Genomic DNA, 15,323 nt, shown 5'->3' with positions numbered 1-15,323 from the left:
TAAGCTCAAAGAAGCCAATCAATAGGTAGCCAAGACATGATAGTTAGCCAAGCGTGATCGGCGATATCCACTTTAGGCTCAGCGCCATAGATAACCGGTTTGCCATCTACTATCGTGTGCCATTGTAGCTCGCCGCCCTCTAATATCTTGACCTCATAGGCTTGGTTTAGCAGATCGTCATCAAGCGCTTCGTGCAGTTGTCGTGCCAGCTCATCATCATTAATGATCACGCCCATTTCGGTGTTGATATTAGCAGAGCGCGGGTCTACATTATAGGAGCCAATAAAGACTTGATGGTCGTCAATAGCAAAGGTTTTGGCATGTAAACTGGTTGATGACTGGCTACGGGCGCGCCACAGCTTATTCTCACGCTTCTCTTCACTGGCAGTGGACTTGAGCTCATATATTTTTATGCCAGCGCGCAGCATCTTAGGTCGCCACTGGCTGTAGCCTGAATGCACAGCGGTAACATCAGTGGCATCGAATGAATTGGTTAAAATCTTAATCTTGATACCAGATTCAGCCAATTGTACTAAAGTATTTACTCCGTCTTTGGTTGGCACAAAGTAGGAAGAAATAATAGTCAGCTGCTTTGAGGGACGACCTAGAAGCGTGCGTAGCTGCGCAACTAAATTAGTATCAGCAGATACACTTTTGGTCAATTTGCCGACATCGTCACTCAAGAACTGCATATCTGTCCAGCGAAAAGGGATACGCTTATTAATAATATCGGTATCAATAGAGGAGTCCTCAATGGCAGATCGATACATCGATAAACTACTGCGAGGTTGACTCTTATCATCCTCTAGCTGATCTAAATTGCTCAAAAAGTCGCTACTTGCGTCTTTATCAAGATTCACCAAAGTCTGGACATCAAAAGATATAGGCGATGACCAATAATCTATAAAGCTATTATCAATATCCGCGACCACTTTGCCTATTAGCAGAACATCAAGATCAGCAAACTGACTGCTTTGATCGTTACTCAAATACTCATTGCCGATATTACGGCCGCCAATAATAGTGATTTGCTTATCAAAAGTCATACTTTTATTGTGCATGCGTCGGTTGATACGTGGCAAGCCTGTAACAAAGTTTAGCGCTTGAAATTTGCGATGCATAAGTGGGTTGATAATACGCACAGCGATATTAGGGTGACTGGCAAAACGCAAGAGATGCTGATCAAATGTGGCGGTATTATTAAAATCGTCTAATAAAAGACGGACAATAACCCCACGTTCAGCAGCTTCCCAAAGATCTTTTAATAATAGCTGACCTGCCTGATCGTTATGCCAAATATAATATTGCACATCGATATTACGGTTGGCCATCCCTGTTAGGATGCTACGCGCCGCAAAAGCATTAGCCCCTGTGACAATAGGATGGTAGCCAGATAGATCAGGATGAATCTGGTTTTGTGCACTGATAGCGGTTACCAAATCGGTATTGTCGCTCGAGCTTAGCCCATTGCTTGGCTGCTGTGGTTGGCTGGTCTGATACAACGCATTGACTCGCGCAGATAATGCTTTACTATCTGGCAAGTGCGGCTGTTTTGGCAAAATTTGGCAGCCACTCAAGCTTAAAGATATACCAAGTACCAGACTCAGTGATAGTTTGTTTGGTACTTTACTTGGTACTGTGTTTGATATGATGGACGTCAACATAGTGGGTCTACCTTGATGAGCTTAACGGGTTATAACTTATTATCGTTATTGTAGATGGATATCATTACTCACGTTATATAGCGCTTATAATAACACCGCTGATAGGGTAGATGACAATGCCCGCAAGCTTAACAGGTGCAGCAAGGTATGCCTATAATAAATACGTTAATTTTTTACTATAGCCAGTATATAATCAAGCTATTTGACTAGAGGATGTCGTGCCCAAATAGCTAAGATCTAAGCTTTTATTCCAATATGGCTTTTAGTGGGACTGCAAATAGTGGGACTATCAAATTCAGCTGTGTTAGTCACAGTGCCATGATATGATAAACCTTGTTTTTGCTGCTCATTTTTAGCTCATTTAGTCTGCTACGGTCAAATTAAAGATACGCCTTAGTCAACATCGACTAAGAGTATGACCTATAACTATTAAATATCGAGTGACCTCTGTAAAATAACAATCCTAACCTATAAATGGCATTTCTTATAACCGCACTGGAACATTTATGAGTCAATCAACACCGAAACACACGCCTAACACAGCCCAACAAGATACGACCCAACAAGATAATGCCAGCCACTTAGATCCAAATTGGCGCTCTGATGCGCTAGATTTGAGCTTAGACTACGGTATGCAAACCATCGCGGTACGTGCAGGCCAGCATCGTACTGATGAGGGCGAACATTCAGAGGCGATATTTACCACCAGCTCCTATGTTTATACCTCAGCCAGTGATGCTGCCGCACACTTTGATGGCACTAAGACGGGTAATGTCTACTCACGTCATACTAATCCTAGCGTGCGCACCTTTGAGCGTCGCCTTGCTGCGCTTGAGAATGGCGAGCGCGCGGTCGCAACGGCCTCTGGTATGGGTGCGATCTTAACGATGTGCTTGGCTTATCTTAAATCTGGTGATCATCTACTCGCGGCAAATCAACTATTTGGCTCGTCCATTGGTCTATTCAACAATTACATGGCTAAGTTTGGCGTTGAAGTCAGTTACGTTGATTGCTTCGATAATGACGCTTGGGAGCAAGCCGTTCAGCCTAATACTAAGCTGATCTATTGCGAAAGTCCGAGTAATCCGTTAGCACAAATCTGTGATATTAGATTTTTGAGTAAGCTATGCAAAGCCAATGATATTCTGTTAGTCGTCGATAACTGCTTTGGTTCGCCTGCTATTCAGCGTCCGCTTGATTTGGGCGCGGATGTGGTGATTCATTCGGCAACTAAATACTTAGATGGTCAGGGCCGAGTGCTTGGCGGCGCATTGGTCGGTAGCGATGCGCTGATGCAAGAGGCCTTTACCGTAGTACGCTCAGGCGGTATCAGCATGAGTCCATTTAACGCTTGGGTATTTACTAAAGGTTTAGAGACTCTCAAGTTGCGCATGCAAGCGCACTGCGCTAATGCCAATCAAGTGGCACAGTTTTTGGATAATCACCCTAAGGTGACGACTGTGCATTTCTCAGGTTTGCCAAGTCATCCTGCGCACGAGTTGGCAAAATCTCAACATCACATGAAAGACGGCTTTGGGGCGATTATGGGCTTTGAAGTTGTCGCAACTGATAACCTCGATGCCAAAGCCTCAGCATGGCATGTTATCGACTCAACCAATATGATCTCTATCACTAACAACTTAGGCGATGCCAAAACCACGATCACTCACCCAGCCACAACGACGCACTTTCGCCTGACGCCTAAAGATCGTGCTGATGCTGGCGTTAGAGACGGCCTGATTCGTTTATCTGTTGGGCTTGAGGATATTGAAGATATCATCAAGGATCTAGCACGCGGTTTGGACAGTTTGTAAAGATAACGTTATAATCACATCATAGTAATAGTGGTTTAAATAATTGTGCTTTAAAACAGTAGAGTCAAACCCTATATATCACTGACAAATAATTTTTATTATCTCATCACATAAGAGGCCATTATGAATATCCAAGCATTAATGCAACAAGCACAGACCATGCAAAAGAAAGTTGAAGCGAACGTTGAGACTGCTAAAAAAGAGCTGGCTAATAAAGAAGTACACGCCGAAGCGGGTAGCGGTCTAGTAAAAGTCACTATGACAGGTCGTCATGTGGTTAAGCGCTTAACTATTGATCCAAGCTTGCTCGAAGATGAGCCTGATATGATTGAAGATCTTATCGCCGCTGCTATCAATGATGCGGTGCGTCAAGCCGATGAGCTATATGAGCAAACTATGGCTGGCGCGACAACAGGTATGGGTCTGCCACCAGGTATGCAAGGGATGTTCTAAGCACTGGTCTTAATTTTTACAGCAAGTATATTAGTGCTAAGCGCTTGAAAATACTGACAGTTTAAGTTGCTATTGAGCCGTAATGGGGTTGTTATCGTGACGATACGACCCCATTTTTATAGCTGGTATTTAAGATTTTATCGACTGTGAATAACAGTTGTTTTATATATTATTCTATATAAAGACAGCCAAACAAAGGAAGGTGCTTTGCTTACTCCAAAATTTGATCAGTTAGTTAAACAGCTACGAGTATTACCAGGTGTCGGACAGAAAAGCGCTCAACGTATGGCGCTACATCTATTGACTAAAAAACGCCCACAAGGTATGGCGCTCGCCCAAGCGCTTGACGAGGCAATGCGCGATATCGTTGAATGTCAGCGCTGTCATAGCTTTAGCGATGATAATATCTGCCCGCTATGTCAAGATCCAAGGCGCGATGATAACCTACTGTGTGTGGTCGAGACCGCCGCTGACGTGATGGCGATTGAGCAAACCGCGGGCTTCCGTGGTCGTTATTTTGTACTCGGTGGACATCTATCACCTATCGATGGTATCAGCGCTGATGACTTAAATATTGATCAACTGGTATGGCGGGTCAAGCAAGAGCCTGTTGAGGAGGTTATTTTAGCTACGGGAACTACGGTTGAAGGGCAGACTACCGCGCATTTTATTAGTGAAGCGGTGAGTCGTCATGTAACTAAAGTCACGCGTCTAGCGCAAGGAGTGCCGATGGGCGGTGAGCTGGAATATTTAGATAGTATGACGCTAGGACAGGCTTTGCAAAATCGCTCTTTTTTATAGGCTGTAGAATTTGATTTATAGCAATTTATAAAATGCATCAAATTGAATAATATTGTCATTTAAATATCGTTATAGGTTGGGTTTTAACCTAGCTTTTTTGTTTGTATTATTCGATATAATTTAGTCAATTATTACTCACATCAAACTTAGTTTTCAAGATTTGTTGGTTCATAGAATGCACCCTACGGTTATCGATGAAGCAGTGTGTGTTTAAACATTCACAAATAACTATCTGTGAATGTTTAATGCGCTTTATTGTTGTTATAATCAAAGCCCTGTATTTTGAACCAATCAACTTTAAACTAATAAAAGCAGGTATCTGCCCGTGTCAGACTCTCTAACCGCTATAGTTCCACAAGACGATCCTACTATTGCTAATTCTACAATTAATAAAGATAATGCTGCAAAAAATACTGCTCTAACTATTTTGCCTGTAGAGCCTGATATTGACGCCTTGCTTGATATTGCTGACGCAGCAGCAGTCACTTGGATACGTGAACAGTATCAGCTAGATGAAGTCATTGAGGCGCTAGAAGGCTGCGGACGTGTGGCGCTAGATACTGAGTTTATCAAGCGTGATACTTATTATCCGATCTTGGCGCTCGTGCAGCTTAATACAGGTGATCATGTTTACCTTATAGATGCGCCAAAGTTGCAACTTGACGCGCTATGGCAAGCACTGCTCGAAGTCGATGTCGCCATTTGGCATGCCTGTGGTGAGGATTTGGGGATATTCTATTTACTCTCAGGTTGCCCGCCACTGACCAATATCTTTGATACTCAAATTGCGCTGTCTTATTTGACTGGGCAATTGCAAATGGGCTATCAACAAGCGCTCGATGACCAGCTTGATATGCATATCGATAAAGAGCAGAGCCAGTCCGACTGGTTACGTCGTCCATTATCAGATGAGCAAGAGCAATATGCGATAGATGATGTGCGCTTTCTGCCAGCGCTATACTTAAGTCTTGAGTATGCGCTAAAGTCAAAAGGGCTATATGATTATGTCTGGGCGGATTGTCAGCTATATGCCGCTGAGCTTTACGCTACTCAGCACGTTGAAGACGACGCTATGTATCTAACCATGGCAGATTATCGCTACAACTCGCAGCAAATGGCGATATTGCAGGCGGTGGCGACTTGGCGTGAACAACTGGCGCGCGCGACCAATCAACCGCGCACCTTTGTCATCAAAAAACAAGCGGTGCGTGAGATTATCACCGAAAAGCCGAGCACTATGCGCGAGCTTGCTCATAAAACTACAATGCATCGCAGTATGCTCAGACTATATGGCGAAGAGCTATTAAAGATTATTACCGATGCCAAAGCGTTGTCTGTTGCTGAACATCCAAAGTTATTGCCAGCGCCTTATCGCTCAAAAAATAAAGTGCTGTCAAAAGCGGTACAACAAGCTGTCGCAACTCAAGCTGAACAAATCGGTGTGCCAGAGAGCGTATTAATGCGCAAAAAGTGGCTGAGTCAACTCTATGAAGTGATTGCCTATGATAAAGACTTGTCAGAATTGCCTTTAGGCTTGCAAGGCTGGCGTCATGACTGGGTGACTCAGACTTTAATACCAGCGATTGCAGCACATAAGGTTGAGCTTAAACAGGGGATGGGCGTTAAGTAGTTTGTCTTACTACCGTTCAAACTCACCATGTATTAAAAAGTAAATAGCTTGCTGTGCGACGTTTTTATCGATCAACATGCCAGTATGAGTGACAGGCAGGATAATGTGATCAGAGGCGCTATCAAGTTTAGTCTCTGAGATATAGACCGTGCCATCATGAGCGAGCTTTTCTAAGGGTGTCTCTACGTCCGCTTTGCGCAATTTTCGATTATGATAGGCTAGGATAGGTTGTCCCAAACCCTGCGCTTTATTACCAGCTATAACGCCAAGCTCAATACCTTTTGGCAGCGGTGCAACCGTACCATCTAAAGCTTGCTCATACGATTTGCCTACAATAGCAGGGAGTAGCTGCCAGATATAATCGCCACTAACGCTACCGTTATGCGGTGTTCCTAAAGTAACGCAGCGTCCGATATTCCATTCAGGATAATGCGCTATAAAGTCGCGAATAATTAGCCCACCTAAACTATGCCCGATAAGATCAAAGGGCTTTGCAGGGTTGTGATTGACTTTAAGCCAAGCGTTTAAACGCTGACTATTTACTTTAATACCATCGCGCATACTGCGGTAACTAAATTGATGAGTAGCAAAGCCTTGGGTTTGTAAGCACTTCGCCATTGGACGCATAATGAAGGGCGCTTGATGTAGACCATGAATAAGAATAACGAGGTTTTTTTGGCTCATGTTTAGTCCGAAGTTTTTTAAACTGATTAGTTGTTTATTATAGCGTTAAATTTTATTAGCATACCGCACTCTTAACTTAAAGCAAATGCTTATAGGTTAATGCGCTTAGTCTAAAAAGCGTCAAAATAGTAGAGTTTAAATTTAATTGAGAGTGATTTAAGCATTGTTATTTCTATTAACGATAGACAAAATAAAACCTCCAAATCAGTGACTGACTTGGAGGTTTTTATGATTAAGGAAGGCTGACTTATCAACCTTCAATGCCGTACTACATATAGTTTTCGATACTTGGGCATGAGCACATTAGGTTCTTATCACCATAAGCATCATCGACACGGGCAACGCTTGGCCAAAACTTATTATTACGTATATAAGGGAGTGGGAACGCTGCCGTATCACGGCTATAAGGATGTGACCACTCACCATCAGTAATCATAGCAGCCGTATGCGGTGCGTTGACTAATGGGTTGTCCTCCAAGGTCCAGCCATCATCGCCAGCTTTGGCTTTCATAGCTTCTGCATGGATAGCGATCAGCGCATCGATAAAGCGATCTAGCTCTTCTTTAGATTCAGACTCAGTCGGCTCAATCATAAGCGTACCTGATACTGGGAAGCTCATCGTTGGTGAATGGAAGCCATAATCCATCAAGCGTTTAGCGATATCACTTTCAGTAATGCCTGTTTCTTCTTTGAGTGGGCGAATATCGATGATACATTCGTGCGCGACGCGGCCGTTTTTGCCAGCATAAAGAATCGGATAGACGCTCTTTAGCTTGTCCGCTACATAGTTAGCATTGAGTAGTGCCAAATTAGTCGCTTTTAATAAGCCATCACGACCCATCATGGCAATATACATCCATGAAATCGGTAGAATACTTGCTGAACCATAAGGCGCTGCTGATACCGCTGAGTTGCCTCTTTGAGCATTATGCACAGGTATCAACGTATGATCCGCCATAAACGGTGCCAAATGCGCTTGCATACCGATAGGACCCATACCTGGTCCACCGCCGCCATGAGGAATACAGAAGGTTTTATGCAAGTTCATGTGCAGTACGTCAGCACCAACGTCAGCAGGCTGCATGATAGCGACCTGAGCATTCATGTTGGCGCCATCCATATAGACTTGACCGCCATGACTATGAATAAGGTCACAAATCTTACGAATACCTTCTTCAAATACACCATGCGTCGAGGGATAAGTGATCATCAAGGCACCAAGATTGGCGCTGTGCTCTTCAGCCTTAGCAGTTAAGTCATCAATATCGACGTTACCGTTGTCATCTGTTCTAACGACAACGACTTTCATGCCCATCATAATGGCGGTCGCAGGGTTGGTGCCGTGGGCTGACTGCGGAATCAAACAGACATCACGATTAGTCTCATCACGTGACTCATGATAACGACGAATGGCTAATAGACCAGCATATTCACCAGAAGCCCCTGAGTTTGGCTGCATAGAAACGTCATCAAAACCAGTGATGGCTTTGAGCTGCTCCTGCAAGCTATCAATCATCTCAATGTAACCACTGACTTGATCTAAAGGCGCAAACGGATGAACGTTGGCAAATTCAGGCCAAGTAATCGGTAGCATCTCGCTAGTGGCGTTGAGCTTCATCGTACAGCTACCCAATGAAATCATACTACGGTTCATAGCCAAATCTTTATCTTCTAAAGACTTAAGATAGCGTAGCATTTCATGTTCGGTATGGTGCGAGTTAAATACGGGATGGGTCAAGATATCATCCGTACGTAAATGCTCCGCATCTAAAGAAACCGTCGCTGTCTCAGGTAAGTTATGTGACTTGTTAACGAATAGCTGAGTCAAGACATTGAAGTCTTGTTGATCGCTGGTTTCACTAAAGGCAACGCCTAATTTGGTCTCATCAAGACGCCATAGGTTATAGCCAACATTGTCCGCATTTTCAAAGATTTGGGTGGCAAGCTTTTCAGAGCCACAATCAACAACGACAGTGTCAAAGAACTGCTCATGAACGACAGTTAGTTGGTTATCACCTTTAGCCGTGGTAATGACATCAGCGAAAGCAGTCGCAAAGGCATGGATACGAGTGGCGATGCGCTTCACGCCAGTAGGGCCATGATAGACCGCATACATACCCGCAAGATTAGCTAACAATACTTGTGAGGTACAGATGTTTGAGTTGGCTTTTTCGCGGCGAATATGCTGCTCACGAGTTTGTAGTGCCATACGTAGTGCCGTATTGCCTTGCGAGTCTTTTGACACCCCAATGATACGACCAGGCGCTGAACGTTTCGCTTTATCAGAAAAAGCAAAATAGGCGGCGTGTGGACCACCGTAACCCATAGGAATACCAAAGCGCTGCGTGCTACCTAATGCGACATCAGCACCCATGTCGGCGGGCGACTTGAGTAATACTAAGCTCATGATGTCACTAGCAACCGCAACGTAAGTTTTGTTTTGTTTGACAGCGCTGATAACGTCGGTTAAATCTTTGACATCACCCTCGCGACCAACATATTGGAAAAACGCCCCAAAATAATCGCCAGATTTAGCCAATTCAAAATCACCAACAACGATTTCAAAACCGAAATATTTGGCGCGAGTACGCATGACATCCAAGGTTTGTGGATAAACACGGTCATCAACGAAGTACTGAGTTGATTTGCTTTTGCTCATACGTTTTGACATCGCCATCGCTTCGGCAGCGGCAGTCGCTTCATCAAGTAGTGAGGCACCAGCAAGCTCAAGACCAGACAGATCAATACAAACTTGTTGGAAGTTAAGCAAAGCTTCCAAGCGGCCTTGAGCGATCTCAGCTTGATACGGCGTATAAGCGGTGTACCAGCCTGGATTTTCTAACACGTTACGTTGAATAACGGCTGGCATGCGTACAGGCGAGTAGCCTTGACCGATATAGCTTTTATTAACGGTAACTTTATCCGCCATTTTGCGTAGTTTGGCAAGGGCGGCGTGCTCACTCATAGCCAATGGCAAATCTAACTCTTTATGCAAACGAACAGGCTCTGGCACGGTATCATCGATAAAAGCCGACATTTCTTTATAGCCGATGGCGCTAAGTAGATCCGCTTGTTTGTTGTCGTTTGAGCCTAAGTGACGATAGACAAATTCTGACTCATTAAATAAACCTTCAAAAGTATCAAAGGTAGGGCTGTAAGAGCTGGTCATAATAATCCTTGTTAGCTTCTATAAAGCAAGCTGAAAATGTAGAGCATGTCCCTAATCTGAACGTCTAAGACTAAATTGGCTAAAAAAGGCTAAATATTGGCAGAGCGGTGTCAAATAGCTCATCAATATCTCGATATTAATAGCGCTATTATCCTGGCTTTGCTGCAATTTATCTCATTTTTATCATCATTTTCAAATTGAGGACACGCTCTAATAAGAATAAATAAAAAGGGTTCAAGCTGAATAATATCAGCCTAAAAAGCAACTTTTAATACTAAACATAATGCACAAACTGCTGTTGATTAAAGCGAAACTGAGAATGGTAAACACCATTATCAGCACGTTCGCCGGCACCAATCATCATCACTATATGATGATCATCGCTTAAGTTTAATAAGCGCTTCATCGCAGGTTCATCGAAACCGCCCATCGGGCAGCTATCAAAACCATGAGCGCGTAATGCAAGCATTAAGTTTTGGGCGCCCAAAGCGGTGTTATTAGTCGCCCAGTTTTTGACATCATCAAAGGTATAATAAGGCGATTTTATTGGCCCTTTGACCCGTCTAACCACTTGCGTAGCGCTCCATTTGGCAACCGATAGTGCGTTTACTGGTCCCCGTAAAAAGTCTAAGGTCACAACTTTAGTGTAGTAATCTTTGACTTTTTTGGGTACAGGGTTCGTAGGGTATTCACGCAACACTTGCTGTGCGTGTTCATGCCAAGTATCTGTACGAGCGACGACAGCGATCAAACGTGCTGCGGTTTTCGCAGCGTTCTGATTCATACAGTTTTTAACAGCCAGCTTACGCTTCTCTACGCTATCTATCACATAGAATTCCCACGGCTGTAGGTTACTTGAGTTTGGCGCGAGCATAGCTAGACGTAGACAATCTGCCAACACCGCATCAGGAATCGGAGTATCAGTAAAGCGGCGCACTGAACGACGTGACTCGACTACTTGCTGAAAGGCTTGCAGTTGCGGGGTATGATTAGGGGTTGCCATATCGTTGCCGTTTATATCAGCAGCAATATGGTCATGACTAGTATCAGCTGGTTTCATAAGTGACTCCAGAACAAGATAACGTTAGATGACAGCGAGTGAGGGTTGTAAATGATGGCAGATACTAACTGACGCTAATATCTGCAACTAGCTATTTGGTTAAGTTTGAATTGGCTTATAAAGCTTATAATTCGTTTTCGTACTCTTCAGCGCTAAGTAGTGCTTCATAGTCTGCCATGTTGTCAGGCTTCATTCTAAAGAACCACCCTTCGCCATAAGGATCAGAGTTGATGATTTCAGGATCATCTTCTAGCGCTTCGTTAATAGCAACGACTTCACCTGAGATTGGCGCATAAACATCAGAGGCCGCTTTTACTGATTCGACCACCGAGATCTCATCATCAACAGCGATAGTATCGCCTACATCTGGTAATTCAACGAATACCACATCACCTAGTAAGTCTTGTGCATGGTCAGTGATACCAACGGTAATAGTGCCGTCGTCTTCTAAACGTAACCATTCGTGGCTAGCGATGTACTTTAATTCTGCTGGGACGTTGCTCATAAAAGACTCCTTGGAGGATTATTAAAATAAAAATGATTAATCATATTCTATGACTAACCCACTTACTTAGTCAAAACGTTAACTCAAGATTTTGATCAATTATCAATAAAACGAAAACTAGTCAAATTGCTTTTTGCCATTACGTACAAAAGGCAGCTTTAGAACACGTACGTCTACGAATTTACCTTTACCACGCAAGTCAATTTGCACGCTATCATCTTCTGATAAGCTCATAGGAACACGGGCAATAGCGATAGAATTTTTTAGGCTTGGAGAAAAAGTACCACTAGTAATAATACCCGTTTGCTCGTTATCCGTGCCTTGATTGATGGTCACTGCCATGCCTTCACGGATGACACCACGAGTCGTCAATAGTAAGCCAACTTGCTTCATAGCAGTGTTGTCTTCTTTAGCTTGCTTACGCTTACTGACTAAGGCTTCACGACCGACAAAATCACGCTCGTCTTTTAGCGCCAAGGTCCAACCCATGTTGCACTCATACGGGCTGATGGTCTCATCCATATCATGACCGTATAGGTTCATGCCCGCTTCCATACGTAGCGTATCACGAGCGCCAAGGCCAGCAGGGGTAATGCCAGCTGCTTTTAATTGTTCGAAAAAGGCAGGCGCGTCATCGGCATGCATGATAACTTCGACGCCATCTTCACCAGTATAGCCAGTACGCGCTACGAACCAATCCTGTCCTTCGATATCCGTGAGATCAGCACCAACAAAAGGCGTTATGCGCGCTAGAGTATCCGCCCAAGCAGGCTTAGCTTGCGCCAGTTTTTCAACCGCATTAGGGCCTTGAACCGCAAGCATAGCCAGCTCAGTACGCTCAGTAAGGCTGACATCAAAACCTTCAGCAACCTTGTGGAACTGTGCAATGTCTTTATCACGAGTTGCTGCGTTTGAGACGATACGATAAGCCGTTTGCGCCTCGTTTGATAAATAGACAATTAAGTCATCGATGACGCCACCTTGCTCGTTGAGCATAGGCGAGTAGAGCGCTTTGCCCACTAGCTTTAATTTATCAACATCATTGGCCAGCAGTTTTTGTAACCATGCTTTGGCATCTGCGCCTGTAACATCGACGATGACCATATGAGAGACGTCAAACATACCCGCGTCAGTACGAACCGCTTCGTGTTCTTCGATTTGTGAGCCGTAATTGATTGGCAGCTCCCAACCAGAAAAGTCTACTAATTTGCCATTGCTATCGACATGAGACTGATAAAAAGGAGTGCGCTGAGGGGCGTGAGTTGCAGAGCTTTGAGAAGGGGTATCGGTCATAACGAATCCTTATATATACATAACATCAATGCGCTCTATAAAAGTCGCAAAACTGATATGTTAAAGTAATGAGAAGCAATAGGGCTAGGCGTCAGTGCTAAGCTTTATCGCTACCAAGAGTGTCATAAAATAAAGCCGTCAGTCAACAAAACGCTGAACGTCTCGTTGAACTATAGCCCTATCTGTCCTGTGACCTGAGATTTTCAACACGAACTATCCTAACAATATATCAGATATACGTCGGATATCGCGTTTTCTCCCCTTCGGTGGGTAAGGCATTGATTAAAATCATCCTTACCGCTCTCCAGATTTGTTATGCCGTTGTATTTATGATGACAGCTTAAAAATAAAAACTGCAAATAAATATTAGTGACATGCGTTTTTCAGTCCGTTTACCTGAGCGATTGGCAGGGTAGATGCGCCTTCGGTGGTTTTGCAGCGTATTCTGACAATATATATAATAAATATTGCGCTTTGCCGCAAAACACTCTCCTGAGAAACGCTATTATTATGAAAGGTTCACCGGCCTTTTACAAGTCACTAAATAGATTAAAAGTAACAACTGCTATAAAAAGTTAGTTTTATGGCTAATTTATGGCTACTTAGATTTATAGTGGCATAGTATTTACAACATAATAGTGCTCAGGCGTCAAAGTATAGATAAAATCATGTACTGACTTTTGCCTATTAATCTATCTGTATTACTTGCAAAAAATTTGTGTCCGATGCCCAACGTATGAACGGTTAAGGTAAAAGCGATAATGCTACTCATACGTCATACATAATGTCACTACTGATATAAAAGAGATTTATGCTAGGCTAGCAACCATTACCTATACATTGCTCAAATTCCATTCTTATAGAGGTCTATTCTATGCATTGTGATATTTATAAATTCCCTAAGCATGATGATATGTATGTTTATATTGCTCGTCCAGATTATCCTAATGATACTGACGAGATCAAAGATTGGCTAAGCGTGTTGCCAAAAGACTTTCGGGCCGGTTTGGGTGTTAGTAAGTTTGTGATGCATTTAGACCTAGACGCTACCCCAAAGCTGGCGCGAGTCGATAAAGAGGAAGTATTAGCAAAATTGCAGTCGCAAGGCTACTTTGTACAGCTGCCACCGCAAGACGTTATGCGTAAACAAGCTGAGATGCGTGCTCGCGAGGCTCAAGATAATATTTATGATTAGTATTGTCACTGCTATTGTCATAAGGATGAGTTATTGATGGTTAGCTACTGACAGTTAGTTGCTGATAAAGCTTATCTTGATAGGTAGTTAATGTTTAACATGGTCTATAAAGTCGTGATAAACTAGCGCTTATTAGAGTGTACAACTTTTTCATTAAAGCATAATTCAGGTAGCTAAATCGTCATGGACTTTTTTAGAAGTATCTTACAAAGCTTACCACTTGAGGGGCTAAGCGACATTCTCGGTGAGATTGTTATTTGGTGGAGCCAGATGGTGAGTGGTGTACCCGCTGATGATCTGCCTATGTATGCTTATCTTGGCTTCTCTATCATCGTATTGATACTTTGGCTATTAGTCGCTCGGGTAATACCGCGTCCACTCGGTGGTATGAGCTGGATGGTGCTATTTGCGGTACTGCTTGCACCAGGCACGGCACTGAGTGATCCGAGCACTATTGCACCTGCTAGCATCAGTGTCGTTTATGCGGTTATGATGAAAGATACTGCAGGCGCAGTAGCTAATGCGATACCAATACTAGTCGTATTAGTTGCAGGACTGTTCATCGGTTTTGTTTGGCAATTGATCCGCGGGGCCTTTGAGTCAAGCTTAGATAAAGCGCGCCAACATGCTTCTGCTGATACTATCGCGAACATGCAGCTGGCGGGCGGTAACTATTTAGCAAAAGACATGGTAGCAACAGATGAGCCAATACCGACCTCAGTACCAGCCAAAGATAAAGAGCTGTTGCCCTTTGCCATGCTCAAAAAGAATGCTGCCAAAAAATCAGCTTTTGCGCCTACAGAGTCTATAACCGCTAAAAGTGAGCCTGAATTTGAGCTTAAAGACGAGGCAGTCAGTGACATTGCGCCAACTACTCCTATTATTCCAACTGCTCCTACTATCAAAGAAGAACGTGTAGCTAGAAAGCCAGTTGAAGGTTTTTATAGTAGAAAAATGACGAAAGATATCGTAACTGTCGAAAACAACAGTGACGATGACAAGTAGTATTTTGCTGATAGTATAACTTGCTAATGATATAACTTGTTCAATGAAAA

The 15,323-nt window shown here is 43.4% G+C and carries 12 protein-coding genes and 2 riboswitches; of the genes, 6 read left to right on the top strand and 6 right to left on the bottom strand.

The annotated features are described in order from the left end of the window. Positions 1–5: 5 nt before the first annotated feature. Positions 6–1,664 carry a phospholipase D family protein gene (locus Q9G97_RS08935; RefSeq protein ID WP_305898517.1) on the bottom strand — a complete coding sequence of 553 codons (1,659 nt, stop codon included), beginning with the start codon at positions 1,662–1,664 and terminating at the stop codon, positions 6–8. Positions 1,665–2,296: 632 nt separating this feature from the next. Between Q9G97_RS08935 and Q9G97_RS08930 the strand changes: the two genes are divergently transcribed. From Q9G97_RS08930 to Q9G97_RS08915, 4 genes are all read left to right on the top strand, one after another. Then, complete coding sequence (locus Q9G97_RS08930) at positions 2,297–3,478, top strand: O-succinylhomoserine sulfhydrylase (protein WP_305900312.1); 1,182 nt, start codon at positions 2,297–2,299, stop codon at positions 3,476–3,478. A 123-nt stretch (positions 3,479–3,601) separates the two neighbouring features. After that, positions 3,602–3,931: a YbaB/EbfC family nucleoid-associated protein gene (locus Q9G97_RS08925; protein WP_305898516.1), complete on the top strand. Its 330-nt coding sequence runs from the start codon at positions 3,602–3,604 to the stop codon at positions 3,929–3,931. 207 nt (positions 3,932–4,138) lie between these two features. After that, positions 4,139–4,732: a recombination mediator RecR gene (gene recR / locus Q9G97_RS08920; RefSeq protein ID WP_305898515.1), complete on the top strand. Its 594-nt coding sequence runs from the start codon at positions 4,139–4,141 to the stop codon at positions 4,730–4,732. Positions 4,733–5,057: 325 nt separating this feature from the next. Then, entirely contained in the window at positions 5,058–6,362 is a 1,305-nt protein-coding gene (locus tag Q9G97_RS08915; protein WP_305898514.1) for an HRDC domain-containing protein, read from the top strand. A gap of 9 nt (positions 6,363–6,371) precedes the next feature. Here the strand turns inward: Q9G97_RS08915 and Q9G97_RS08910 are convergent, their stop codons facing one another. The 5 genes from Q9G97_RS08910 to gcvT form a co-directional block, all read right to left on the bottom strand. Continuing rightward, entirely contained in the window at positions 6,372–7,046 is a 675-nt protein-coding gene (locus tag Q9G97_RS08910; RefSeq protein WP_305898513.1) for a triacylglycerol lipase, read from the bottom strand. Positions 7,047–7,314: 268 nt separating this feature from the next. Then, entirely contained in the window at positions 7,315–10,215 is a 2,901-nt protein-coding gene (gcvP, locus tag Q9G97_RS08905; protein WP_305898512.1) for an aminomethyl-transferring glycine dehydrogenase, read from the bottom strand. A 274-nt stretch (positions 10,216–10,489) separates the two neighbouring features. Then, the gene (locus Q9G97_RS08900) at positions 10,490–11,275 is read right to left on the bottom strand and encodes a nitroreductase family protein (protein WP_201569571.1); all 786 of its coding nucleotides are present in this window, start codon (positions 11,273–11,275) and stop codon (positions 10,490–10,492) included. Between the two features lie 124 nt (positions 11,276–11,399). Further along, entirely contained in the window at positions 11,400–11,780 is a 381-nt protein-coding gene (gene gcvH, locus Q9G97_RS08895; protein ID WP_201569569.1) for a glycine cleavage system protein GcvH, read from the bottom strand. 117 nt (positions 11,781–11,897) lie between these two features. Further along, the gene (gcvT, locus tag Q9G97_RS08890) at positions 11,898–13,073 is read right to left on the bottom strand and encodes a glycine cleavage system aminomethyltransferase GcvT (protein ID WP_305898511.1); all 1,176 of its coding nucleotides are present in this window, start codon (positions 13,071–13,073) and stop codon (positions 11,898–11,900) included. 172 nt (positions 13,074–13,245) lie between these two features. After that, positions 13,246–13,391: riboswitch (glycine riboswitch) on the bottom strand. 56 nt (positions 13,392–13,447) lie between these two features. After that, a riboswitch (glycine riboswitch) is annotated at positions 13,448–13,578 on the bottom strand. Positions 13,579–13,947: 369 nt separating this feature from the next. On the opposite strand from gcvT, the gene Q9G97_RS08885 reads away from it, so the two are divergent. Together Q9G97_RS08885 and Q9G97_RS08880 are read left to right on the top strand one after the other, a co-directional pair. Then, positions 13,948–14,268 carry a YcgL domain-containing protein gene (locus tag Q9G97_RS08885; protein ID WP_201569565.1) on the top strand — a complete coding sequence of 107 codons (321 nt, stop codon included), beginning with the start codon at positions 13,948–13,950 and terminating at the stop codon, positions 14,266–14,268. Between the two features lie 183 nt (positions 14,269–14,451). After that, a complete protein-coding gene (locus tag Q9G97_RS08880) occupies positions 14,452–15,273 on the top strand; it encodes a hypothetical protein (protein WP_305898510.1) in 822 nt (273 codons plus the stop codon). Positions 15,274–15,323 lie beyond the last annotated feature (50 nt).

It is taken from the genome of Psychrobacter sp. M13, from assembly GCF_030718935.1.
GTDB classification, from domain to species: Bacteria; Pseudomonadota; Gammaproteobacteria; order Pseudomonadales; family Moraxellaceae; genus Psychrobacter; species Psychrobacter immobilis_G.
The sequence above is the reverse complement of the archived record's forward strand: the minus strand, read 5'-3'. Positions and strand labels throughout refer to the sequence as shown.

Excerpts from the sequence above, each read along its gene's own strand:
- Q9G97_RS08935 (WP_305898517.1), bottom strand. The coding sequence starts at position 1,664 with ATGTTGACGTCCATCATATCAAACACAGTACCAAGTAAAGTACCAAAC.
- Q9G97_RS08930 (WP_305900312.1), top strand. The coding sequence starts at position 2,297 with ATGCAAACCATCGCGGTACGTGCAGGCCAGCATCGTACTGATGAGGGC.
- Q9G97_RS08925 (WP_305898516.1), top strand. The coding sequence starts at position 3,602 with ATGAATATCCAAGCATTAATGCAACAAGCACAGACCATGCAAAAGAAA.
- Q9G97_RS08910 (WP_305898513.1), bottom strand. The coding sequence starts at position 7,046 with ATGAGCCAAAAAAACCTCGTTATTCTTATTCATGGTCTACATCAAGCG.
- gcvP (WP_305898512.1), bottom strand. The coding sequence starts at position 10,215 with ATGACCAGCTCTTACAGCCCTACCTTTGATACTTTTGAAGGTTTATTT.
- Q9G97_RS08900 (WP_201569571.1), bottom strand. The coding sequence starts at position 11,275 with ATGAAACCAGCTGATACTAGTCATGACCATATTGCTGCTGATATAAAC.
- gcvH (WP_201569569.1), bottom strand. The coding sequence starts at position 11,780 with ATGAGCAACGTCCCAGCAGAATTAAAGTACATCGCTAGCCACGAATGG.
- gcvT (WP_305898511.1), bottom strand. The coding sequence starts at position 13,073 with ATGACCGATACCCCTTCTCAAAGCTCTGCAACTCACGCCCCTCAGCGC.
- Q9G97_RS08885 (WP_201569565.1), top strand. The coding sequence starts at position 13,948 with ATGCATTGTGATATTTATAAATTCCCTAAGCATGATGATATGTATGTT.
- Q9G97_RS08880 (WP_305898510.1), top strand. The coding sequence starts at position 14,452 with ATGGACTTTTTTAGAAGTATCTTACAAAGCTTACCACTTGAGGGGCTA.